The sequence below is a fragment of the Kribbella antiqua genome (assembly GCF_004345665.1).
In the GTDB taxonomy this organism is placed as follows: Bacteria; Actinomycetota; Actinomycetes; order Propionibacteriales; family Kribbellaceae; genus Kribbella; species Kribbella antiqua.
Map to the genome: position 1 here is coordinate 323,610 of NZ_SLWR01000005.1, position 15,890 is coordinate 339,499.

19 protein-coding genes and 1 tRNA gene are annotated in these 15,890 nt (G+C 67.4%); 8 read left to right on the plus strand and 12 right to left on the minus strand.

Annotated elements, in window-relative coordinates:
- Window positions 1–86 precede the first annotated feature (86 nt).
- Window positions 87–1,634 (minus strand): helicase HerA-like domain-containing protein, encoded by a 1,548-nt coding sequence (locus EV646_RS16815; RefSeq protein ID WP_132149477.1) that lies wholly within the window; start codon window positions 1,632–1,634, stop codon window positions 87–89.
- A gap of 61 nt (window positions 1,635–1,695) precedes the next feature.
- On the minus strand, window positions 1,696–2,397 hold the full coding sequence (locus tag EV646_RS16820; RefSeq protein WP_132149478.1) for a L,D-transpeptidase family protein: 702 nt from the start codon (window positions 2,395–2,397) through the stop codon (window positions 1,696–1,698).
- A 148-nt stretch (window positions 2,398–2,545) separates the two neighbouring features.
- On the opposite strand from EV646_RS16820, the gene EV646_RS16825 reads away from it, so the two are divergent.
- Together EV646_RS16825 and EV646_RS16830 are read left to right on the plus strand one after the other, a co-directional pair.
- Window positions 2,546–2,839, plus strand: a complete 294-nt coding sequence (locus EV646_RS16825) for a type II toxin-antitoxin system VapB family antitoxin (protein ID WP_132149481.1) — start codon at window positions 2,546–2,548, stop codon at window positions 2,837–2,839.
- Between the two features lie 91 nt (window positions 2,840–2,930).
- On the plus strand, window positions 2,931–3,431 hold the full coding sequence (locus EV646_RS16830) for a LytR C-terminal domain-containing protein (protein ID WP_241996072.1): 501 nt from the start codon (window positions 2,931–2,933) through the stop codon (window positions 3,429–3,431).
- Here EV646_RS16830 and EV646_RS16835 read toward each other — a convergent pair.
- From EV646_RS16835 to EV646_RS39335, 5 genes are all read right to left on the minus strand, one after another.
- Window positions 3,428–4,939, minus strand: coding sequence for a potassium/proton antiporter (locus EV646_RS16835; RefSeq protein WP_132149485.1), 1,512 nt, complete (start codon window positions 4,937–4,939; stop codon window positions 3,428–3,430). The genes EV646_RS16830 and EV646_RS16835 overlap by 4 nt on opposite strands.
- 115 nt (window positions 4,940–5,054) lie before the next feature.
- Window positions 5,055–5,145 (minus strand) — tRNA-Ser (locus EV646_RS16840).
- Window positions 5,146–5,158: 13 nt separating this feature from the next.
- Window positions 5,159–5,587, minus strand: a complete 429-nt coding sequence (locus EV646_RS16845; RefSeq protein ID WP_132149860.1) for a nucleoside deaminase — start codon at window positions 5,585–5,587, stop codon at window positions 5,159–5,161.
- A 31-nt stretch (window positions 5,588–5,618) separates the two neighbouring features.
- On the minus strand, window positions 5,619–6,116 hold the full coding sequence (locus tag EV646_RS16850; protein WP_338419261.1) for a tRNA adenosine deaminase-associated protein: 498 nt from the start codon (window positions 6,114–6,116) through the stop codon (window positions 5,619–5,621).
- Between the two features lie 195 nt (window positions 6,117–6,311).
- On the minus strand, window positions 6,312–6,482 hold the full coding sequence (locus tag EV646_RS39335; protein ID WP_199237010.1) for a hypothetical protein: 171 nt from the start codon (window positions 6,480–6,482) through the stop codon (window positions 6,312–6,314).
- A 131-nt stretch (window positions 6,483–6,613) separates the two neighbouring features.
- On the opposite strand from EV646_RS39335, the gene upp reads away from it, so the two are divergent.
- Window positions 6,614–7,255, plus strand: coding sequence for a uracil phosphoribosyltransferase (gene upp / locus EV646_RS16855; RefSeq protein ID WP_132149487.1), 642 nt, complete (start codon window positions 6,614–6,616; stop codon window positions 7,253–7,255).
- Here upp and EV646_RS16860 read toward each other — a convergent pair whose 3' ends face one another.
- The 3 genes from EV646_RS16860 to EV646_RS16870 all read right to left on the minus strand — a co-directional run bounded on the left by EV646_RS16860 (window position 7,256) and on the right by EV646_RS16870 (window position 9,943).
- On the minus strand, window positions 7,256–7,816 hold the full coding sequence (locus EV646_RS16860) for an SGNH/GDSL hydrolase family protein (protein WP_132149489.1): 561 nt from the start codon (window positions 7,814–7,816) through the stop codon (window positions 7,256–7,258).
- A gap of 30 nt (window positions 7,817–7,846) precedes the next feature.
- Entirely contained in the window at window positions 7,847–8,749 is a 903-nt protein-coding gene (locus EV646_RS16865; RefSeq protein WP_132149491.1) for a 1,4-dihydroxy-2-naphthoyl-CoA synthase, read from the minus strand.
- A 180-nt stretch (window positions 8,750–8,929) separates the two neighbouring features.
- A complete protein-coding gene (locus tag EV646_RS16870; protein WP_132149493.1) occupies window positions 8,930–9,943 on the minus strand; it encodes a LacI family DNA-binding transcriptional regulator in 1,014 nt (337 codons plus the stop codon).
- 148 nt (window positions 9,944–10,091) lie between these two features.
- Here EV646_RS16870 and EV646_RS16875 point away from each other — a divergent pair, with 148 nt between their 5' ends.
- Window positions 10,092–12,038 (plus strand): Xaa-Pro dipeptidyl-peptidase, encoded by a 1,947-nt coding sequence (locus EV646_RS16875; RefSeq protein ID WP_132149495.1) that lies wholly within the window; start codon window positions 10,092–10,094, stop codon window positions 12,036–12,038.
- An 80-nt stretch (window positions 12,039–12,118) separates the two neighbouring features.
- Window positions 12,119–12,745: a VOC family protein gene (locus EV646_RS16880; RefSeq protein ID WP_132149496.1), complete on the plus strand. Its 627-nt coding sequence runs from the start codon at window positions 12,119–12,121 to the stop codon at window positions 12,743–12,745.
- A 95-nt stretch (window positions 12,746–12,840) separates the two neighbouring features.
- Here EV646_RS16880 and EV646_RS16885 read toward each other — a convergent pair whose 3' ends face one another.
- Window positions 12,841–13,203, minus strand: a complete 363-nt coding sequence (locus EV646_RS16885) for a hypothetical protein (protein WP_132149498.1) — start codon at window positions 13,201–13,203, stop codon at window positions 12,841–12,843.
- Entirely contained in the window at window positions 13,200–13,499 is a 300-nt protein-coding gene (locus EV646_RS16890) for a class I SAM-dependent methyltransferase (protein ID WP_132149500.1), read from the minus strand. Before EV646_RS16890 ends, EV646_RS16885 begins: the two co-directional genes overlap by 4 nt.
- A gap of 24 nt (window positions 13,500–13,523) precedes the next feature.
- Here EV646_RS16890 and EV646_RS16895 point away from each other — a divergent pair, with 24 nt between their 5' ends.
- The 3 genes from EV646_RS16895 (at window position 13,524) to EV646_RS16910 (ending at window position 15,773) form a co-directional block, all read left to right on the plus strand.
- Complete coding sequence (locus EV646_RS16895; RefSeq protein ID WP_199237011.1) at window positions 13,524–14,009, plus strand: hypothetical protein; 486 nt, start codon at window positions 13,524–13,526, stop codon at window positions 14,007–14,009.
- Between the two features lie 238 nt (window positions 14,010–14,247).
- Window positions 14,248–14,574 (plus strand): PadR family transcriptional regulator, encoded by a 327-nt coding sequence (locus EV646_RS16905; RefSeq protein WP_132149502.1) that lies wholly within the window; start codon window positions 14,248–14,250, stop codon window positions 14,572–14,574.
- On the plus strand, window positions 14,571–15,773 hold the full coding sequence (locus EV646_RS16910) for a DUF1700 domain-containing protein (RefSeq protein WP_132149504.1): 1,203 nt from the start codon (window positions 14,571–14,573) through the stop codon (window positions 15,771–15,773). Before EV646_RS16905 ends, EV646_RS16910 begins: the two co-directional genes overlap by 4 nt.
- Window positions 15,774–15,890: the final 117 nt, after the last annotated feature.

The window sequence follows — 15,890 nt, forward strand, 5'->3', positions numbered from 1 at the left end:
TTCAGTCGTTTGATCAACGATCAAACGACTGAAATCCTTCCGCCACAGGCGAAACGTGGACCGCGCCGTACCGAAAAGTCCCCGGATCAGCGCCGGCGGCGGGCAGCGCCGAACAGACCCCGGACGATCTCCCGGCCGGCCGAGCGGGCGAACTGCTTGAACGCCGACGAGCCGATCACCTGCTCCACCATCGACTTCTCCTGCTTCTGCGCCCGCGGCCTCGGCTCCGGCTGCGGCTTCGCCTGCTCCTCGGCCTGCCGTTCCGCCTCGGCCTGCTCGGCCCCGGCCTGAACCTTCGCCGCGAGCTTCTCGTACGCCGACTCGCGGTCGATCACCTCGGTGTACTTCGCGTAGTTCGGCGACCCCTGCACCGACGCCGTCAGCTGCTCGGCAGACGCCGGCGCCATCAGCGACAGCGGCGCCCGCAACCGGGTCCACGCAACTGGAGTCGGCGCGCCCTTCTCGTTCATCACCGTCACGATCGCCTCGCCGATCCCGAGCTGGGTCAGCACCTCGCCCAGGTCGTACGACGAATTCGGGAACGTCGACACGGTCGCCTTCAGCGCCTTGGCGTCGTTCGGCGTGTGCGCCCGCAGCTGGTGCTGCACCCGCGAACCGAGCTGCGCGAGTACGTCGTCCGGAACGTCCTTCGGCGTCTGCGTCACGAAGAACACGCCGACACCCTTCGACCGGATCAGCCGGACGGTCTGCGCGATCGAGTCCAGGAACGCCTTCGACGCGTCGTTGAACAGCAGGTGCGCCTCGTCGAAGAAGAACACCAGCTTCGGCTTGTCCGCGTCGCCGACCTCGGGCAGGTCGTGGAACAAATCCGCCAGCAGCCACATCAGGAAGGTGGAGAACAGCGCCGGCCGGTCCTGCAGGTTCGGCAGCTCGAGCAAAGAGATGACGCCCTTGCCGTCCCGCTGCTGCAGCAGGTCCGCGGTGTCGAACTCCGGCTCGCCGAAGAACGCCTCGGCACCCTGGTCCGCGAACCCGATCAGCGACCGCAGGATGACCCCGGCCGTCGCGGCGGACAGCCCGCCCAGTTCCTTGAGGTCGCCCTTGCCTTCTTCGCTGGTCAGGTGCGTGATGACCGCGCGCAGGTCCTTCAGGTCGAGCAGGGTCAGGCCCTGCTTGTCGGCGTAGTGGAAGATCAGCCCGAGCGAGGACTCCTGGACGTCGTTCAGCCCCAGCACCTTGGACAGCAGCACCGGCCCGAACGCCGTGATGGTGGCCCGGATCGGGATCCCGGTGCCCTGCCCGCCGAGCGCGTAGAACTCGGTCGGGAACCCGGTCGGAGTCCACTCCTGCCCGATCGTCTTGGTCCGGGCCAGCAGCTTCTCGCTCTCCTGACCCGGCTGGGATACGCCGGACAGGTCGCCCTTGATGTCCGCCGCGAACACCGCGACACCGGCCGCGGACAGCTGCTCGGCCATCAACTGCAGGGTCTTCGTCTTGCCGGTACCGGTGGCACCCGCGACCAGGCCGTGCCGGTTCACCATCGACAGCGGGATCCGGACCGCCGCCTCCGGTTTCGGCTCGTCGCCGACCAGCAGCGCGCCCAGCTCGATCGCCGCCCCCTCGAACGCGTATCCCTGCTTGACGGTCTCCACGACGTCGCCTGTCTCGGCCATGTCGGCGTGCCTTTCCCCGGTTGAAGTGTTCCCCGGTCGGCATGCTAGTGCCCGCCGTACCTCAGCGCAGGACGACGACCCGGGTCGAGCCGGCGGTGAAGTTCCACAGGGTGATCGCCATCGACCGGGAGAGCCGGATGCAGCCGTGTGACGCGCGGTAGTTCGTCCCGAGCAGCCAGTCCGGGTGGATCTGGGCGCCGTTGGACATGTACGTCGGGATCTGGTGGAAGCCGATCCCGCACGGCGCGAAGCGGACGAAGTAGTTCAGGTACAGCCGCCCGCCGTCGGTGTTGCGCACGATTCGTCCGGCCCGGCCGCACTTGGAGCCACTGGTGTACGTCCCCGGCTTCAGATAGGTCGGGTTGTCGATGATCCCGCCCTGCCGGACGACCTTGCCGGCCGAATCGATCAGCCAGACCCAGTTCTGCGTCTGGCTGATGACGATCCGGCGACCGGAGCCAGAGCCGGCCGGAACCTTGCGTACGTCGCAGCGTTTCGCCGTACTGGCCATCAACCGCGAATACGTCGTGCTATTCAGGGAACCGCTCTGGATCATGGCGTTCGCGGATTGGAAACGTACGGTGGCGGCCTGGGTCATCTGGCCGATCACGCCGTCGACGGGCCCGGCGGTGCAGCCGAGCGCGTTCAGCCGCGTCTGGGCCGCCTTGGCCTGTGTTCCGGTCAGTGCGTCGGCCGGTAGCGCCGTACCGGCGCCGACCAGCGTGACGGCCGCCGCCAAACCGAGAATGGAAAGAATTCGCATGCGGTTCACCCCCCTGTTGACGAGCCCGCCCAGCGCGCCCGCCTCTCCCTTTGCCGGTACGACGCCGACCAGCACCGAAAGGTTGAGTCGCACCCCCATGACATTCATCCCCTCTCATCCGACCTTTGACACCGCTAGACTTCGGGGGGTGATCTTCAAGCGCGTCGGGGAGGAACGCCCGTACCCGGACCATGGGCTCAAGCCGAAGGACTGGTCGTCACTGCCACCGCGGCAGGTGCGGCTGGACGAACTGGTCACGACCAAGGGCACTCTGGACCTGAACGCGCTGCTCGACGAGGACTCCACCTTCTACGGCGACCTGTTCGCGCACGTGGTCGAGTGGAAGGGAGAGATGTTCCTCGAGGACGGCCTGCACCGCGCGCTGCGTGCCGCGCTGCAGCAGCGTTCCGTACTACACGCCCGGGTTCTGGTCGTGGACTGACAATGGCTGCTCACGGGGGGTTGAGCCGATGACCGCGATCCATCCACAACCGAGGCCGCACTCGCGGGTCCGTTGGCGTACCCCGATCACGATGGTGATCCTGCTGGGAATCCTTGTCGGCGGTGCCTGGTGGGGCTGGAACTCACTGGTGAACAGCAGCGCTGAGCCGACCTGCGTGGAGCAGACCCTGCCGAACAACCGGCTGGTGCCGAAGCAGGTGGTGGTGAACGTCTACAACGGCGGCGCCAAGGCGGGTACGGCGGGTGCCGTCGCCGAACAGCTGAAGAAGCGCGGCTTCAACGTCGCCAAGATCGCGAACGAGCCGAAGGGCGACAAGATCGACGTGGTCTCGGTCCGCGGCGCCACCGACGACGCGCCCGAACTGCGCCTGATCGCCGGCCAGCTCACCCAGAAGCCCCTCACCGTCGCCGACAACCGCACCGACCACACCGTCGACCTCGTCGTAGGCCGCGGCTACACCACCCTCAAACCCAAGGGCCTCCCCTCGGTCGCCATCCCCCCAGGCTCGACCGTCTGCCTCCCGGTAATCCACACCCCCCAGCCGATCCCGTCAGGCCAGAACCCGAACTAGTGCTGTTCGCGGCCGCGTTCGCCGAACCAGCCGGCTAGGCGGCCGGCTCGGCTGACGGCGCGGAGGCGGCGGACGGTTTGGTCACGGAGCGGGCTGGGAGCGACCACCAGGAGGGAGTCGGCGGCGCGGAGGACGGTCCGCAGGTCGGGAACGAAGGCGCGGTCGCCACGGATCACCAGGGAGACAGACACGCCGGCTGGGAGCCGGAGCTCGCCGATTTCGACACCGGCCAGCCGCGATTCACTCGGGATGAACACCTGGAGCATGTCGGCGCCGAGCGACTCCAGCGGCGCCACGTCGATGTCCACCTCGTACGACGCGTTCTCGTCGAGCACCTTCAACCGCTTCGCGAGCCACGGCAGCGACGGCGCCTGAAGCAGTGTGAACAGGAACACCAGCACGAAGACCACGTCGAAGATCCGATCGGCCTGCGGCACATCCTCCGCCAGCGGAATCGTCGCCAGCACGATCGGCACCGCTCCGCGGAGACCGGCCCAGGAGATGAAGGTCTGCTCCTTCCACGGCAGGCGGAACGGCGCCGCCGACGCCGCGACCGACGCGAACCGACCGACCACCGTCACCGCGATCCCGATCACCAGAGCGACCAGCACGTCGTTCCACTCGATCCGCTCGGGCGACGCCAGCAGGCCCAGCATCACGAACAGCCCGATCTGGGCCAGCCACGCGATCCCGTCCACAAACGACCGAGTGGCCATCCGGTGCGGCAACTCGGCCCGCCCGAGGATCAACGACGTCACGTAGACAGCCGCGAAGCCCGACACGTGCAACAGCACCGCTCCACCGGCGTACGAGAGAATCGCCACCGAGAGAACGGCCAGCGGGTACAGACCCGCCGAGCCGAGCGCGACCCGGCGGATGACGCCGACGCTGATCCAGCCGATCAGGAACCCGAACAGGGCACCGACCACGAGCTCGTAGACCACCAGCCCGCTGAAGTGCAGCAGACCCTTCTCGCCCACCTCACCGGTGCTGACCAGGGTGACGAGCAGGACCGTCGGAGCGTCGTTCAGACCGGACTCCGCCTCCAGCGCTCCCCGCAATCGCGGCCGGATCGGGACCCGCCGCAGTACGGAGAAGACCGCTGCGGCGTCTGTAGGCGACGTGACCGCACCGAGCAGTACGGCGAGCTGCCAGTCGAGCCCGAGCCCGAAATGCGCCACACACGCGACCACACCCACGCTGACCGCGACTCCGAGCGTCGCCAGTACGACGCCGAGCGGCATCACTGGGCGTACTTCGTTCCAGCGGGTGGTCAGACCGCCCTCGGTCAGGATCACCACCAGCGCCGCGAACCCGAGGGCGTGCGCGAGCTGGGCGTCCTCGAAGTGGATCTGACCCGGCCCCGAATCACCGAGCAGCAGCCCGATCAGGAGGTAGATGAGCAGCGAAGGGAGCCCGAACCGCCCGGTCAGCCGCACCGCGACGATCGCGACCAGCAGCACCCCGGCACCGGCCAGGAGAATCCGGTCCAGCTCCGCAACATCCACGTGGGGCCCTCTCCTGCATCAGGTCCCGAGCGACTGCATCAGGTCCAGAGAGACGAAAACCCTGACGCATCACACAGCATCAGGGTCTCCGGCCTTCTGCCACCCTACGGGTGGTTGGCGGTGGCGGAGGGATTTGAACCCTCGGACGGGGGTTGCCCGTCACGCGCTTTCGAGGCGCGCTCCTTCGGCCGCTCGGACACGCCACCGCCGCAGAGGCTATCAAGGTCTGTGCCCGATGAAGAAATCGCGTAGCCGCGCGCCCGCTTCGTCGGCCATCACGCCGCCCACGACTTCGGGCCGATGGTTCAGCCGACGGTCCCGGACGACGTCCCACAACGAGCCGACGGCACCCGCCTTCTCGTCGTACGCCGCGAAGATCAGCCGGTCCAGCCGGGACAGCACGATCGCGCCCGCGCACATCGTGCACGGCTCCAGCGTGACGACGATCGTGCAGCCGGTCAGCCGCCACTCGCCGACGCTCCGAGCGGCCTCGCGGATCGCCAGCACCTCCGCGTGCGCGGTCGGGTCGCCGGTCGCCTCCCGCTCGTTGTGGCCGCGGCCGATCACCTGACCGTCGGCGTCCATGACGATCGCGCCGATCGGTACGTCGGGCAGCGCCTTCTCGCCTTCCTCGAGCGCCAGCCGCATCAGCCGGGCCCATTCGCGCTGGATCGCTGGGCTAACCAAGGGCTTCGATCGCCTCGTGGAACTGGTTGCCGAAGCCAAGCGTCTCGGCGATCTCCTCGAGCATCTCCTCCGGGTAGAGGTCGACGTCGTCGCAGAGCGCGCCCAGGTCCATCGCGCTCATGCCGAGGTCGGCGATGATGCCGAGATCGCCGGCCGGGACCTGCTCGTCGTCGTCATCGGCCAGTGGGATGTCGAGCTCGTCGACCACCTGCCGGGCCAGCGGCCACTCGGTCGCGGCGGTGACGTCGGAGATCAGCAACCGGGCCCGGCCGCCGATCACCCGGAGCAGGATGAAGAAGTCCTCGTCGACCGAGATCATCCCCAGCACGCCGGCCTCGCCGGGGTAGCGCCGGAGCGCGGACACCAGGGTGGACAGCTCGGGTTCACCGCGCAGCACCAGCGGTGTGACGGTCCAGACCCCGTCCTCGGTGTAAGCGGCGACCGCGAAATCGAGATCGGTGGTCATCGGCCCTGCCGTGGCATCAGACACCGCCTCATCGTCGCAGAATCCCGCCGGACGCGGGAGGTTTTCCGGTTTCGACGTGATATCAGTACCACCAACACCCCTGGTCCGGCGATCCACGTTTGGTGGGTTCACCCATCAAACGGTGGGTTCGCCCCCCGAATACCGGCGGGGAACCCACAAGCTCGTGGGTGAACCCACCAAACGCGGAGGGCATCGCGGTCAGTGGTGGTACGTCGCTCTGCGCATCGCCTCACGGAGCTGGCGGACCTTGGCCCGGCGTGGTGCGATCCGGTCTCGCAGGGCGCGGGCCTCTTCCAGCTCACGCAGAAAGGCCGCCCGGCGGCGCAGGCGGTCCAGTTGTTCGGGGGTCTTGCCCGAGTTCTCCGTCATCGGCGTACTCCCTGAGGGGCGGACAGGGCAGAAATCCGGTCGTGAAGAGGCTGCCCAAAAATCAGGCACAGTCGATTCTTCCAGCGGGCGAGCTTTCCCGCCGCGAATCGCCGACGGTAGCGTTCCGGCTTATGCAGATCCTCGTTGTGGACCACCCGCTCGTCGCCCACAAGCTCACCGCGCTGCGGGACGAGCGCACGGACTCACCCACCTTCCGGCGGCTGACCGAGGAGCTCGTCACGCTGCTCGCGTACGAGGCGACCCGCGACGTCCGGACCGGACCGGTCACGGTCCAGACGCCGGTGGCCGAGGCCCAGGGCGTCAAACTCACCTCGCCGAAGCCGCTCGTCGTACCGATCCTGCGGGCCGGTCTCGGCATGCTGGAGGGGATGACCCGGCTGCTGCCGACCGCGGAGGTCGGTTTCCTCGGCATGGTCCGCAACGAGGAGACGCTGATGGCATCGACGTACGCCGAACGCCTGCCGGAGGACCTGTCCGGGCGCCAGTGCTACGTCCTCGACCCGATGCTGGCGACCGGTGGCACGCTGGCCGCGGCGATTCAGTTCCTGGTGGAGCGCGGCGCCGACCACATCACCGCGATCTGCCTGCTCGCCGCCCCCGAGGGCGTGGAGCGCATCGAGCGCGAGCTGGCCGAACTCGCCGTACCGTGCAACCTCGTCATCGCCGGCATGGATGCACACCTGAACGACAAGGGCTACATCGTGCCGGGGTTGGGCGACGCCGGCGACCGCCTCTACGGCGTCGCGCAGTAACTACAGCTCGGCTTCTGCGAGATCGGCCAGTACGGCGTAGCCGGCGTCAGACGGGTGGGCGTCGCCGTCCCGGCAGAGCAGGGTGTACGTGCACAGCGCCGCACCGCCGTTGGCGTCGAAGACGGGCATCGGGTTGACGAACTTCGCCCGGGCTCGCTGAGCCGCGTCGGCCATGGCCTGGTTGAGCGCGGTGAAGATCGGTCCGGTGATCGCGAACGCACCGACGTTGACGTCGTACGCGCCGATCACGACGAGATCCGCATCCGGCGCCGCTGCCCGCAGCTTCTGCAGGATGTTGTCCAGATTGCCGGCCAGCCGGGCGATCGCCGCGGGGGCGCCGTCGATGATGCACTGAACGTTTCCGTTGCATGACGCAACGAATGCGTTGGCGTCGTTGCCCCACAACGACAGTGTGACAAGGTCGACGCGACCGCGGTGGGCGTGGAGGAACTGGGTCGCGGCGTCCAACTGCGGACCGGCGTACGGATCGTGCAACGGGAAGCCGGCCGCGCTCCACGGACATGGACCAGCGACGAAGCCCTGGGCCCCGTGTTCACCCAATGGTGGCGACCCCGGGCAGGTAGGGCAAGGTCAGAAGGCGTAGGGGTATGGCGACCAGTCGGCGGGGCGCTTTTCGAGGAAGGAGTCGCGGCCTTCGGCGGCTTCGTCGGTGCCGTAGGCCAGGCGGGTGGCTTCGCCGGCGAAGAGTTGCTGGCCGACCAGGCCGTCGTCGATCAGGTTGAACGCGTACTTCAGCATCCGCTGCGCGGTCGGCGACTTCGCGCAGATCTTCTTGCCCCACTCGAGTGCCGTCGCCTCCAGCTCGGCGTGCGGCACGACCTTGTTCACCATGCCCATCCGGTAGGCGTCCTCGGCGGAGTACTCGTCGCCGAGGAAGAAGATCTCCCGCGCGAACTTCTGCCCGACCTGCCGGGCCAGATACGCCGACCCGAAGCCGCCGTCGAACGACGCGACATCCGCGTCCGTCTGCTTGAACCGCGCATGCTCCGCCGAGGCCAGCGTCAGGTCGGCGACCACGTGCAGGCTGTGCCCGCCACCCGCGGCCCATCCCGGTACGACGCAGATGACGACCTTCGACATGAACCGGATCAATCGTTGCACCTCGAGGATGTGCAACCGGCCCGCTTTCGCCGGATCGATCGTCTCGGCCGTGGTCCCCTCGGCGTACTTGTAACCGTCCTTGCCCCGGATCCGCTGGTCACCGCCCGAGCAGAACGCCCACCCGCCGTCCCGCGGCGACGGCCCGTTGCCGGTCAGCAGCACGCACCCGACGTCGGTCGACATCCGCGCGTGGTCGAGCACCCGGTACAACTCGTCCACGGTGTGCGGCCGGAACGCGTTCCGCACCTCGGGCCGGTTGAAGGCGATACGCACCACACCGGCGTCGACGGCCCGGTGGTACGTGATGTCGGTCAGGTCGAACCCGTCCACCTGCTTCCAGGCCGACGGGTCGAAGATCTCGGAAACGGTCACGCAGTGAGCATATTTCAGAGGGTGTCTGGGAGCTCTGCGCCGTCGCGAGCAGGTGCTCGGCGGAGTGCCTCGGTGCGCTGGAGGGGAGGCCTCGATGTGGTTTCATCGTGGCCTTTCCTCCAGCGCAGCGAGGTGCCCGCCGAGTGCCGCGCAGTAGGCGCAGAGCTCCCAGACACCCTCTTAGCCCCGCGCGGTGCTCTCCCGCAGTACGACGGAAGCCTTGAACGTCTCGGTGGTCGCCTCGCCGCCCTCGATCGCGAGCTCGAGCGCGCGACGCCCCATCTGCTCCAGCGGCAGCCGGACCGTGGTCAGCCCCGGCCACACGTCCCGCAACGTGGCGATGTCGTCGAACCCGGCCACCCCTAGATCCTTCGGTACGTCGACCCCGCGAGCCCGCAGCGCCGACATCGCGCCGACCGCCATCACGTCGTTCACCGCGAACACACAGTCCAGGTCGACCTTGCGATCCAGCAGCACCTCGGCAGCGGCGTACCCACCATCACGGGTGAACTCGCCCGCCTCCACCGCCACCGGCTCGAGCCCGGCCTCCGACAGCCCGTCGACGAATCCGTCCCGCCGATCCCGCGCCGTCGCCAGCCCTTCAGGCCCACCCAGTACGGCGAACTTCCGCCACCCGAGACCCACCAGCGAACGGGCCAACTCGGCTGCACCCGAACGGTTGTCGGGCTCGATCGTGTGCGCCGGCATCCCGGACTGGCTCACCAGCGCCAAGCCGGCACCGGAGTTGAGGAACGTCTCGACCTCGTTCGCGGTCCGCTCCAGGCTCTCGGCATCGGTCCGCCGGCTGCCGATCATCACCGCCGCGCGGGCTCGTTGCGCGCGCAACGACGACAGATAGGCGATCTCGCGATCCGCGTCCCGGAACGTGCTGGCCATCATCACCAGCAAGCCGCGCTCGTCGGCCGCGCGCATCACGCCGTTCGCGATCGCCGCGAAATATGGGTCCTCGATGTCGTGGACCAGAATGCCGACCACGTTGGTGGACGACTTGGCCAGCGCCTGCGCCTGCGCGTTCGGCGTATAGCCGAGCTCGTCGGCGGCGGCCTTGACCCGTTCCTGCAGCTCCGGACGGGGCACCCGGTCCCCGCCGTTGAGCACACGGGAGGCGGTCGCGACCGACACACCCGCGCGCTGTGCCACATCCAGCAATGTCACCGGCGCTCGCAGATTCACAGGCCTACCCTTTCGTGCGCACTCCCCCTGGGCGGTGGCGGTCACCCTATCGGAACTAGTCCACCATTACGCTTCGTGTTGAGGAAGTGGCTGCCAATATCGTCAGCAACCTGGCTTTGCGGGCGCTGAGTGACTAGCCTTCCCAGCCATGACGACCGTCCGCGCCAGGGTGACCGTCCTGGTCTCGTCCACCGTGCTCAGCCTGGCGACCGTCACCGGTACCGCTTCGGCTGTCCGGATCCCGGATGACCCCGGCGCGATGACCGGTCCTGCCCCGATCAGCAGCAGCCCGGGCGTCCCGCCGTACGTCGATCCGGCCTCGAACAGCACCCAGCCGGTCTACGACTACGCCGACGCGATCCGCGAGTCCGTGTACGTCGACACCACGATGGACACCGACTCCGACGGCAAGAACGACGTGGTCGCCGTCGACATCGTCCGGCCGCGCGAGACCCAGGCCGACGGGCTGAAGATCCCGGTCATCATGGACGCGTCGCCGTACTTCTCCTGCTGCGGGCGCGGCAACGAGAGCGAGAAGAAGACGTACGACGAGAACGGCGTCATCCAGAAGATGCCTCTCTTCTACGACAACTACTTCGTCCCGCGCGGATACGCCATGGTCGGTGTCGACATCGTCGGCACCGGCCGCTCGACCGGCTGCGGCGACGTCGGAGGCAAGGACGAGATCGACTCGGTCGTCGCGGTGATCGACTGGCTCAACGGCCGCAACACCGCCCACACCGGGGACGGTTCACCGGTGACAGCCTCGTGGACGAACGGCGCGGTCGGCATGATCGGCAAGTCGTACGACGGCACGCTGGCCAACGGTGTCGCGGCGACCGGCGTTGAAGGCCTGAAGACGATCGTGCCGATCTCGGCGATCTCCTCGTGGTACGACTACACCCGCTCCGGCGGCGTCCCGTACTCCGACGACTACATGCCCTGGCTGGGCGGGTACGTCGGCCACGACACGCCCGCGTGTGACGCCGTACGCGCGGATCTCGGCGACGACGACGATGACGAGACCGGCGACTACACCGCCTTCTGGGCTTCACGCGATTATCTGAAGGACGCGTCGAAGGTGAAGGCGTCGGTCTTCATGACGCACGGTCTGAGCGACTACAACGTCCAGACGAACCACTTCGCGTCGTGGTGGGCGGCGCTGGCTCGCAACGACGTACCGCGGAAGCTGTGGCTGGGGCTCGAGGACCACGTCGATCCTTTTGAGTTCCGCCGCGAGGCGTGGGTCGATGAGCTGCACAAGTGGTTCGACTACTGGCTGCAGGATCTGCCGAACGGCGTGATGAAGGAGCCGATGGCGTCGGTCGAGACCGCTCCCGACGTATGGCGCGACTACAAGACCTGGCCGGCCGTGAACCGCGCTCTGCCGGTGCCGCTGTCCGCCGGAAAACTAGGTGCCCAGGGCAAGGGAACCGTCACGATCACGGACGATCCCGACCTGACCGAGGACGACATCGTCGCGGAGCCGTCGCAAGTAATCGCCGGCCGCCAGATGTTCCTGTCCGCACCGCTGCCGGCGTCGATCCGGATCAGCGGCACACCATCGGTCACCTTGAAGATCAAGTCCGACTCGACCACCACCCCGGTCACAGCACGACTGATCGAGTACGGCGAAGCCGAGCGGTACTCCGGCATTCGCCGTACCACTGAAAGCACCTGCGAAGGTGAAAGCGTGGACTTCGACGACAGCTGCTACTTCACCGTCGAGAAGCTCACCTCGGAAAGCGACCACGGCATCGTCAGCCGCGGCTGGATCGACGCCGCGCACTCCAAGTCGCTGAGCGACCCGACGCCGCTCACCCCCGGCAAGTGGTCCACCGTCACGGTCCCGCTCCGCGCCCAGGACGAGATCATCCCGAAGGGTCGCATCCTCGGCCTCGCCGTCACCTTGAGCGACACCGAATGGACCACCCCGAACGACACCGGCGCGACGATCGACATCGACCTGTCGGCAAGCAAACTCAACCTCCCCGTCACGTCCGGCACCATCTCCGCCCCCACCAAACCTCAGCCCATCGACGTAGACATCACCACGCCCACCCAACGCCCCGACCTCCACGACCCAACCAACTGAGCCAGTCTCCCCACGCGCCGCGAGTGCAGAAGGACAGGAGGTAGTCCGGCAATCGGGAGTGCGGTGTTAGCTTGGCGGGCATGGGTGGGCGGATTACGGCCGAGGAGTTTCACGCGGCGGATGGGGTTGAGGACTGGCGGGTGCTGTATCACCTGGTCTCGGCTCATTTTCGGACCGGATCGCTCGCGAAGGGCATCGCGCTCGTCGACGAGATCGGCCGGCTCGCGGGAGACTCCGAGCAGGATCTGAAGCTCGACCTGCGGCATGCGGGCGTCACGGTGAGCTTGAGAGGCCGCGACATCTCGCTGGCCCGCAAGATCTCGGCGGCCGCGAAGGAACTGGGGCTGCCGGCGGATCCGACCGCCGTACAGGTCATCAACCTCACCATCGACGCACTCGTTGGTACGGACGTACTGCCGTTCTGGCGCGCACTGCTCGGCTACGGTCAGATCGGCGACGACTACCTGTTCGATCCGCAGGGTCGCGGTCCGGGTGTCGGATTCCAGCAGATGGACGTCCCGCGATCGGAGCGCAATCGCATACATCTGGACATCGCCGTCCCACACGAGCAGGCCGAGGCCCGGATAGCCGCCGCGCTTGCCGCAGGCGGTCGGCTCGTCACGGACGCCCACGCGCCAAAGTGGTGGGTGCTGGCTGACCCAGAGGGCAACGAGGCATGTATCGCGACTTGGGTCGGCCGCGGATAGAACAGGTCGGCTGAACCTGCCGCCCGGCTACTCTCCTGGCCTATGGAGGCCAAAATGATCGACAACCCCGTCGCGCGCGACTGATCAGCTGCCGACTAGGACCGTCTGCAGACGACATCGTTGCCGGTGAGCGAAAGCACCGTAAACCCCATACTGGTCAACTCTGCCTGCAGGGCCGCCGGCGTGAGGTGGCGGCGGTACGGCAGATCGCCTCGATAGCAGATGCCCGTCGACCGGTCGAACCGAAGCCCGGCGCCGTACACCCGACCCGCGTCGTACAGCGCGGTGGAAATCAGGTAATGCCCGGCCGGGGTGAGCCGATCGTGTACGCCGCGAAGCACCGCCGCTCGGTCGTCGTCGAGCACGATGTTTTGCAGGCAGTAGCTGTCGATGATGGCGTCGTACCGCTTCGCGACGGTCGCCGGCCAACGGCACACATCCTGTACGGCGAAATTCACCCGGAGCCCGCGCTCGTGCGCAAACCGGCAGCTAGCTCGATCGCCGCCGAGATCAGGTCCACCGCATCGACCCGAAGGCCTCGCTCAGCGAGGAAACATGCGGCCGGCCCGGTGCCACACCCGTACTCGAGGACATCAACGAGATCACCGAGCTTGGGAAGCACTCGTTCGAGGAACGCCCGGTTGGGAAAATCGTCGAAGCCCCGCCCGGGCTCGAAGACGTCGCTCCATTGGGTCTTGTCCTCGCGCGCCACCTGCCGATACACCGCCTCAGCCTCGACCTCGTAGTAGCGCATCCCCTTATCTTAAAGACTGTGCGGATGACCTATGTCAGATTCCAGAGCCCCGTTCCCGACCGCCGAGGCCGCCGGATCGGAATCTTCGGATTGGTCAACATGCTGGGCAAGCGTGGGCTTCTGACCCCGGCCGAGGAACATTTCCGCCGTACGGCCAACGCTTGGTACGACGCGACGTACGTCAATCCGATGGACGTCGATCCCACCGTGTACGACTTCGACGTCAATCCGCACGCCGCCGCCTGGTTCGCTTCGACAGCCGAGCATCTGCTGGCCCCGATCCCCGGCTACCTGGCGATCCTCGCCGCACACAATCTCCCCTGCGAGCGCTACACCTCCGCGGACCCGGGCCGGATCATCTACCAAGATCCCCACCAAGTCGTCGTGATCCCCCACGAACCCGCGACACCCGACCAGCCAACAGCAACCATGTGGCTGCCCCCATGCCGCGAAGCTGTTAGTTGCCTTCGGCGACGAAGTGCATGGGGTCGCCGGAGCCTAGGTCGGTGATTCCTGCGGTGTAGAAGGCGCCGACCAGGAGAGAGCGGCGGTGGGCGGCGAAGGTGAGTACGTGGGCGACCATGCCGCCGTACGTGAAGACTCTGGGTGGTTCGCAGGTGGTGTCGACGAAGCTCTCGTCGAAGCGGCCCTCCTCGTTGAGCTGGTTGACCTCGTTGTCCTCGTTCGAGGACAGTCGAATCCGGAGTACTCCGCAGTGTGTAGTAGTGTGGGGTGTGGAGGTGGGCGGATGGATACGAGTCAGTTGCTCAAGGGTGTGCTGGATTTGGCGGTGCTGGCGGTGCTGCGGGATGCGGATGGTTATGGGTACGACGTGTTGCGGCGGTTGCGGGCGGCTGGGTTGGAGGATGTCGCGGACGCGTCGGTGTATGGGACGTTGCGGCGACTGTTCGCGGCTGGGGCGCTGACGTCGTACGTGCAGCCGAGTGAGGAAGGGCCGCACCGGAAGTACTACGGGTTGAACAAAACCGGCCTCGACTTGCTCCAGCAGTCCACCAAGACCTGGAACCACTTCGCCGACACGATGTCGGTGCTGCTGACGAAGGAGGCCGCGTGAACAGCACTCTGACCGGAACGGTCGCGATGTACCTGGCCCAGGTGCGTGCCGAGCTGAGCGATCTGCCGCCGGGCGAGCTGGAGGATGTGCTCGACGACGTCAGCGGTCACCTCACCGAGGTGGCCGGCGAGTTCGACAGCGAGCCGTCCGTCGCGGCCTTGCAGGATCGGCTCGGCACACCGCGCCAGTACGCCGATGAGCTGCGGACCGCGGCTGGATACCCGCCACGGGCCCAGCGTGTCGCGGACCGCGAGGCCGGCCGGAAGTCGTTGCTATGGGGGATGATCGCCGCCACGGTCGGACCGTTCTTCGTTGCCGTTGGCATCTTTGCCTGGGGCTACGGTACGACAGCGTTCCTCGGCGCCCTCGGACTCGGCATCCTCTTCGTCGCGGGCTTCCTCGGCGTCCGGGCGCTCAAAGGCAACGACCCGCGGATCGTGCTCGACACGCCGTACGGCGAACGTGGCGCCGCCGCGATCCGCGACCTGATCAGCCAGATCCCGCCGAACATCCGCCGCGAACTGGTCGCCATCGGCCAGCCGGTCTGGTGGGTCGCCCGCGGCGCGATCGGCGGCGGCGGGTTCTTCGCGATCTTCGGCGCGGGCGCGGTCACCGTGGTCGGTGCGGTCGCCGGCGCGGCTGTGTCGATCTGGATCGGCCGCAAGACGCAGCAGAACCAGCGCTGGCTCTGGTACGTCGTACCGCTCAACGTCGTTGCCGTCGTCGCCATACCTGCGTTCCTCGCCGCGGCCTATCTCGGTGCCTCGTTCAACTTCCTGGCCGGCAACGACCGCGACTACAGCGGTCCGTCCTACGGCGCGGAGAACGGCCTGTTCCTGAACGGTACGGCGATCAACAACATCTACCCGTTCGATGCTCAGGGCAAGCAGGTCGAGGTCCGGCTGTACGACGAGAACGGCAACCCGATCGACCTGCCCACCCAGGACTGCGCGGCGAGCTTCGGCGCAGACGAACCGACGACGAGCAACGTCTTCCCGCAAGCCGTGACGAAGCCGGACGAGAACGGCGACATCACAGCACAGAACTGCCAAGAGACCGACAAGGCCCCCTTCGTCCCACCATTGGCGGCGCCGACCGCGAAGCCGAGCGGCAACAGCCCGACCACGCCGGCGCCTGGCAGCCCTGGACCAAAGACGCCGACGCCCGGTGTCACCCTGACGGTCGAACCCACGAGGTGAACCTCAACGCGGTCTAGGTCTCTCCGCCTGCCACCAAACCTCGCGGCAGCCGGCTTTGGGCGGTAGCCATCACTCGACGAGCGTTCGAGATTGGGCGACCCGTCTCTGCGGAGATCC

What these genes read in the sequence shown, in the direction of transcription:
- EV646_RS16815 (WP_132149477.1), bottom strand. Translation starts at nt 1,634, where the DNA reads ATGGCCGAGACAGGCGACGTCGTGGAGACCGTCAAGCAGGGATACGCG.
- EV646_RS16820 (WP_132149478.1), bottom strand. Translation starts at nt 2,397, where the DNA reads ATGCGAATTCTTTCCATTCTCGGTTTGGCGGCGGCCGTCACGCTGGTC.
- EV646_RS16830 (WP_241996072.1), top strand. Translation starts at nt 2,931, where the DNA reads ATGGTGATCCTGCTGGGAATCCTTGTCGGCGGTGCCTGGTGGGGCTGG.
- EV646_RS16845 (WP_132149860.1), bottom strand. Translation starts at nt 5,587, where the DNA reads ATGCGGCTGGCGCTCGAGGAAGGCGAGAAGGCGCTGCCCGACGTACCG.
- EV646_RS39335 (WP_199237010.1), bottom strand. Translation starts at nt 6,482, where the DNA reads ATGACGGAGAACTCGGGCAAGACCCCCGAACAACTGGACCGCCTGCGC.
- upp (WP_132149487.1), top strand. Translation starts at nt 6,614, where the DNA reads ATGCAGATCCTCGTTGTGGACCACCCGCTCGTCGCCCACAAGCTCACC.
- EV646_RS16875 (WP_132149495.1), top strand. Translation starts at nt 10,092, where the DNA reads ATGACGACCGTCCGCGCCAGGGTGACCGTCCTGGTCTCGTCCACCGTG.
- EV646_RS16880 (WP_132149496.1), top strand. Translation starts at nt 12,119, where the DNA reads ATGGGTGGGCGGATTACGGCCGAGGAGTTTCACGCGGCGGATGGGGTT.
- EV646_RS16890 (WP_132149500.1), bottom strand. Translation starts at nt 13,499, where the DNA reads ATGCGCTACTACGAGGTCGAGGCTGAGGCGGTGTATCGGCAGGTGGCG.
- EV646_RS16895 (WP_199237011.1), top strand. Translation starts at nt 13,524, where the DNA reads ATGACCTATGTCAGATTCCAGAGCCCCGTTCCCGACCGCCGAGGCCGC.
- EV646_RS16905 (WP_132149502.1), top strand. Translation starts at nt 14,248, where the DNA reads ATGGATACGAGTCAGTTGCTCAAGGGTGTGCTGGATTTGGCGGTGCTG.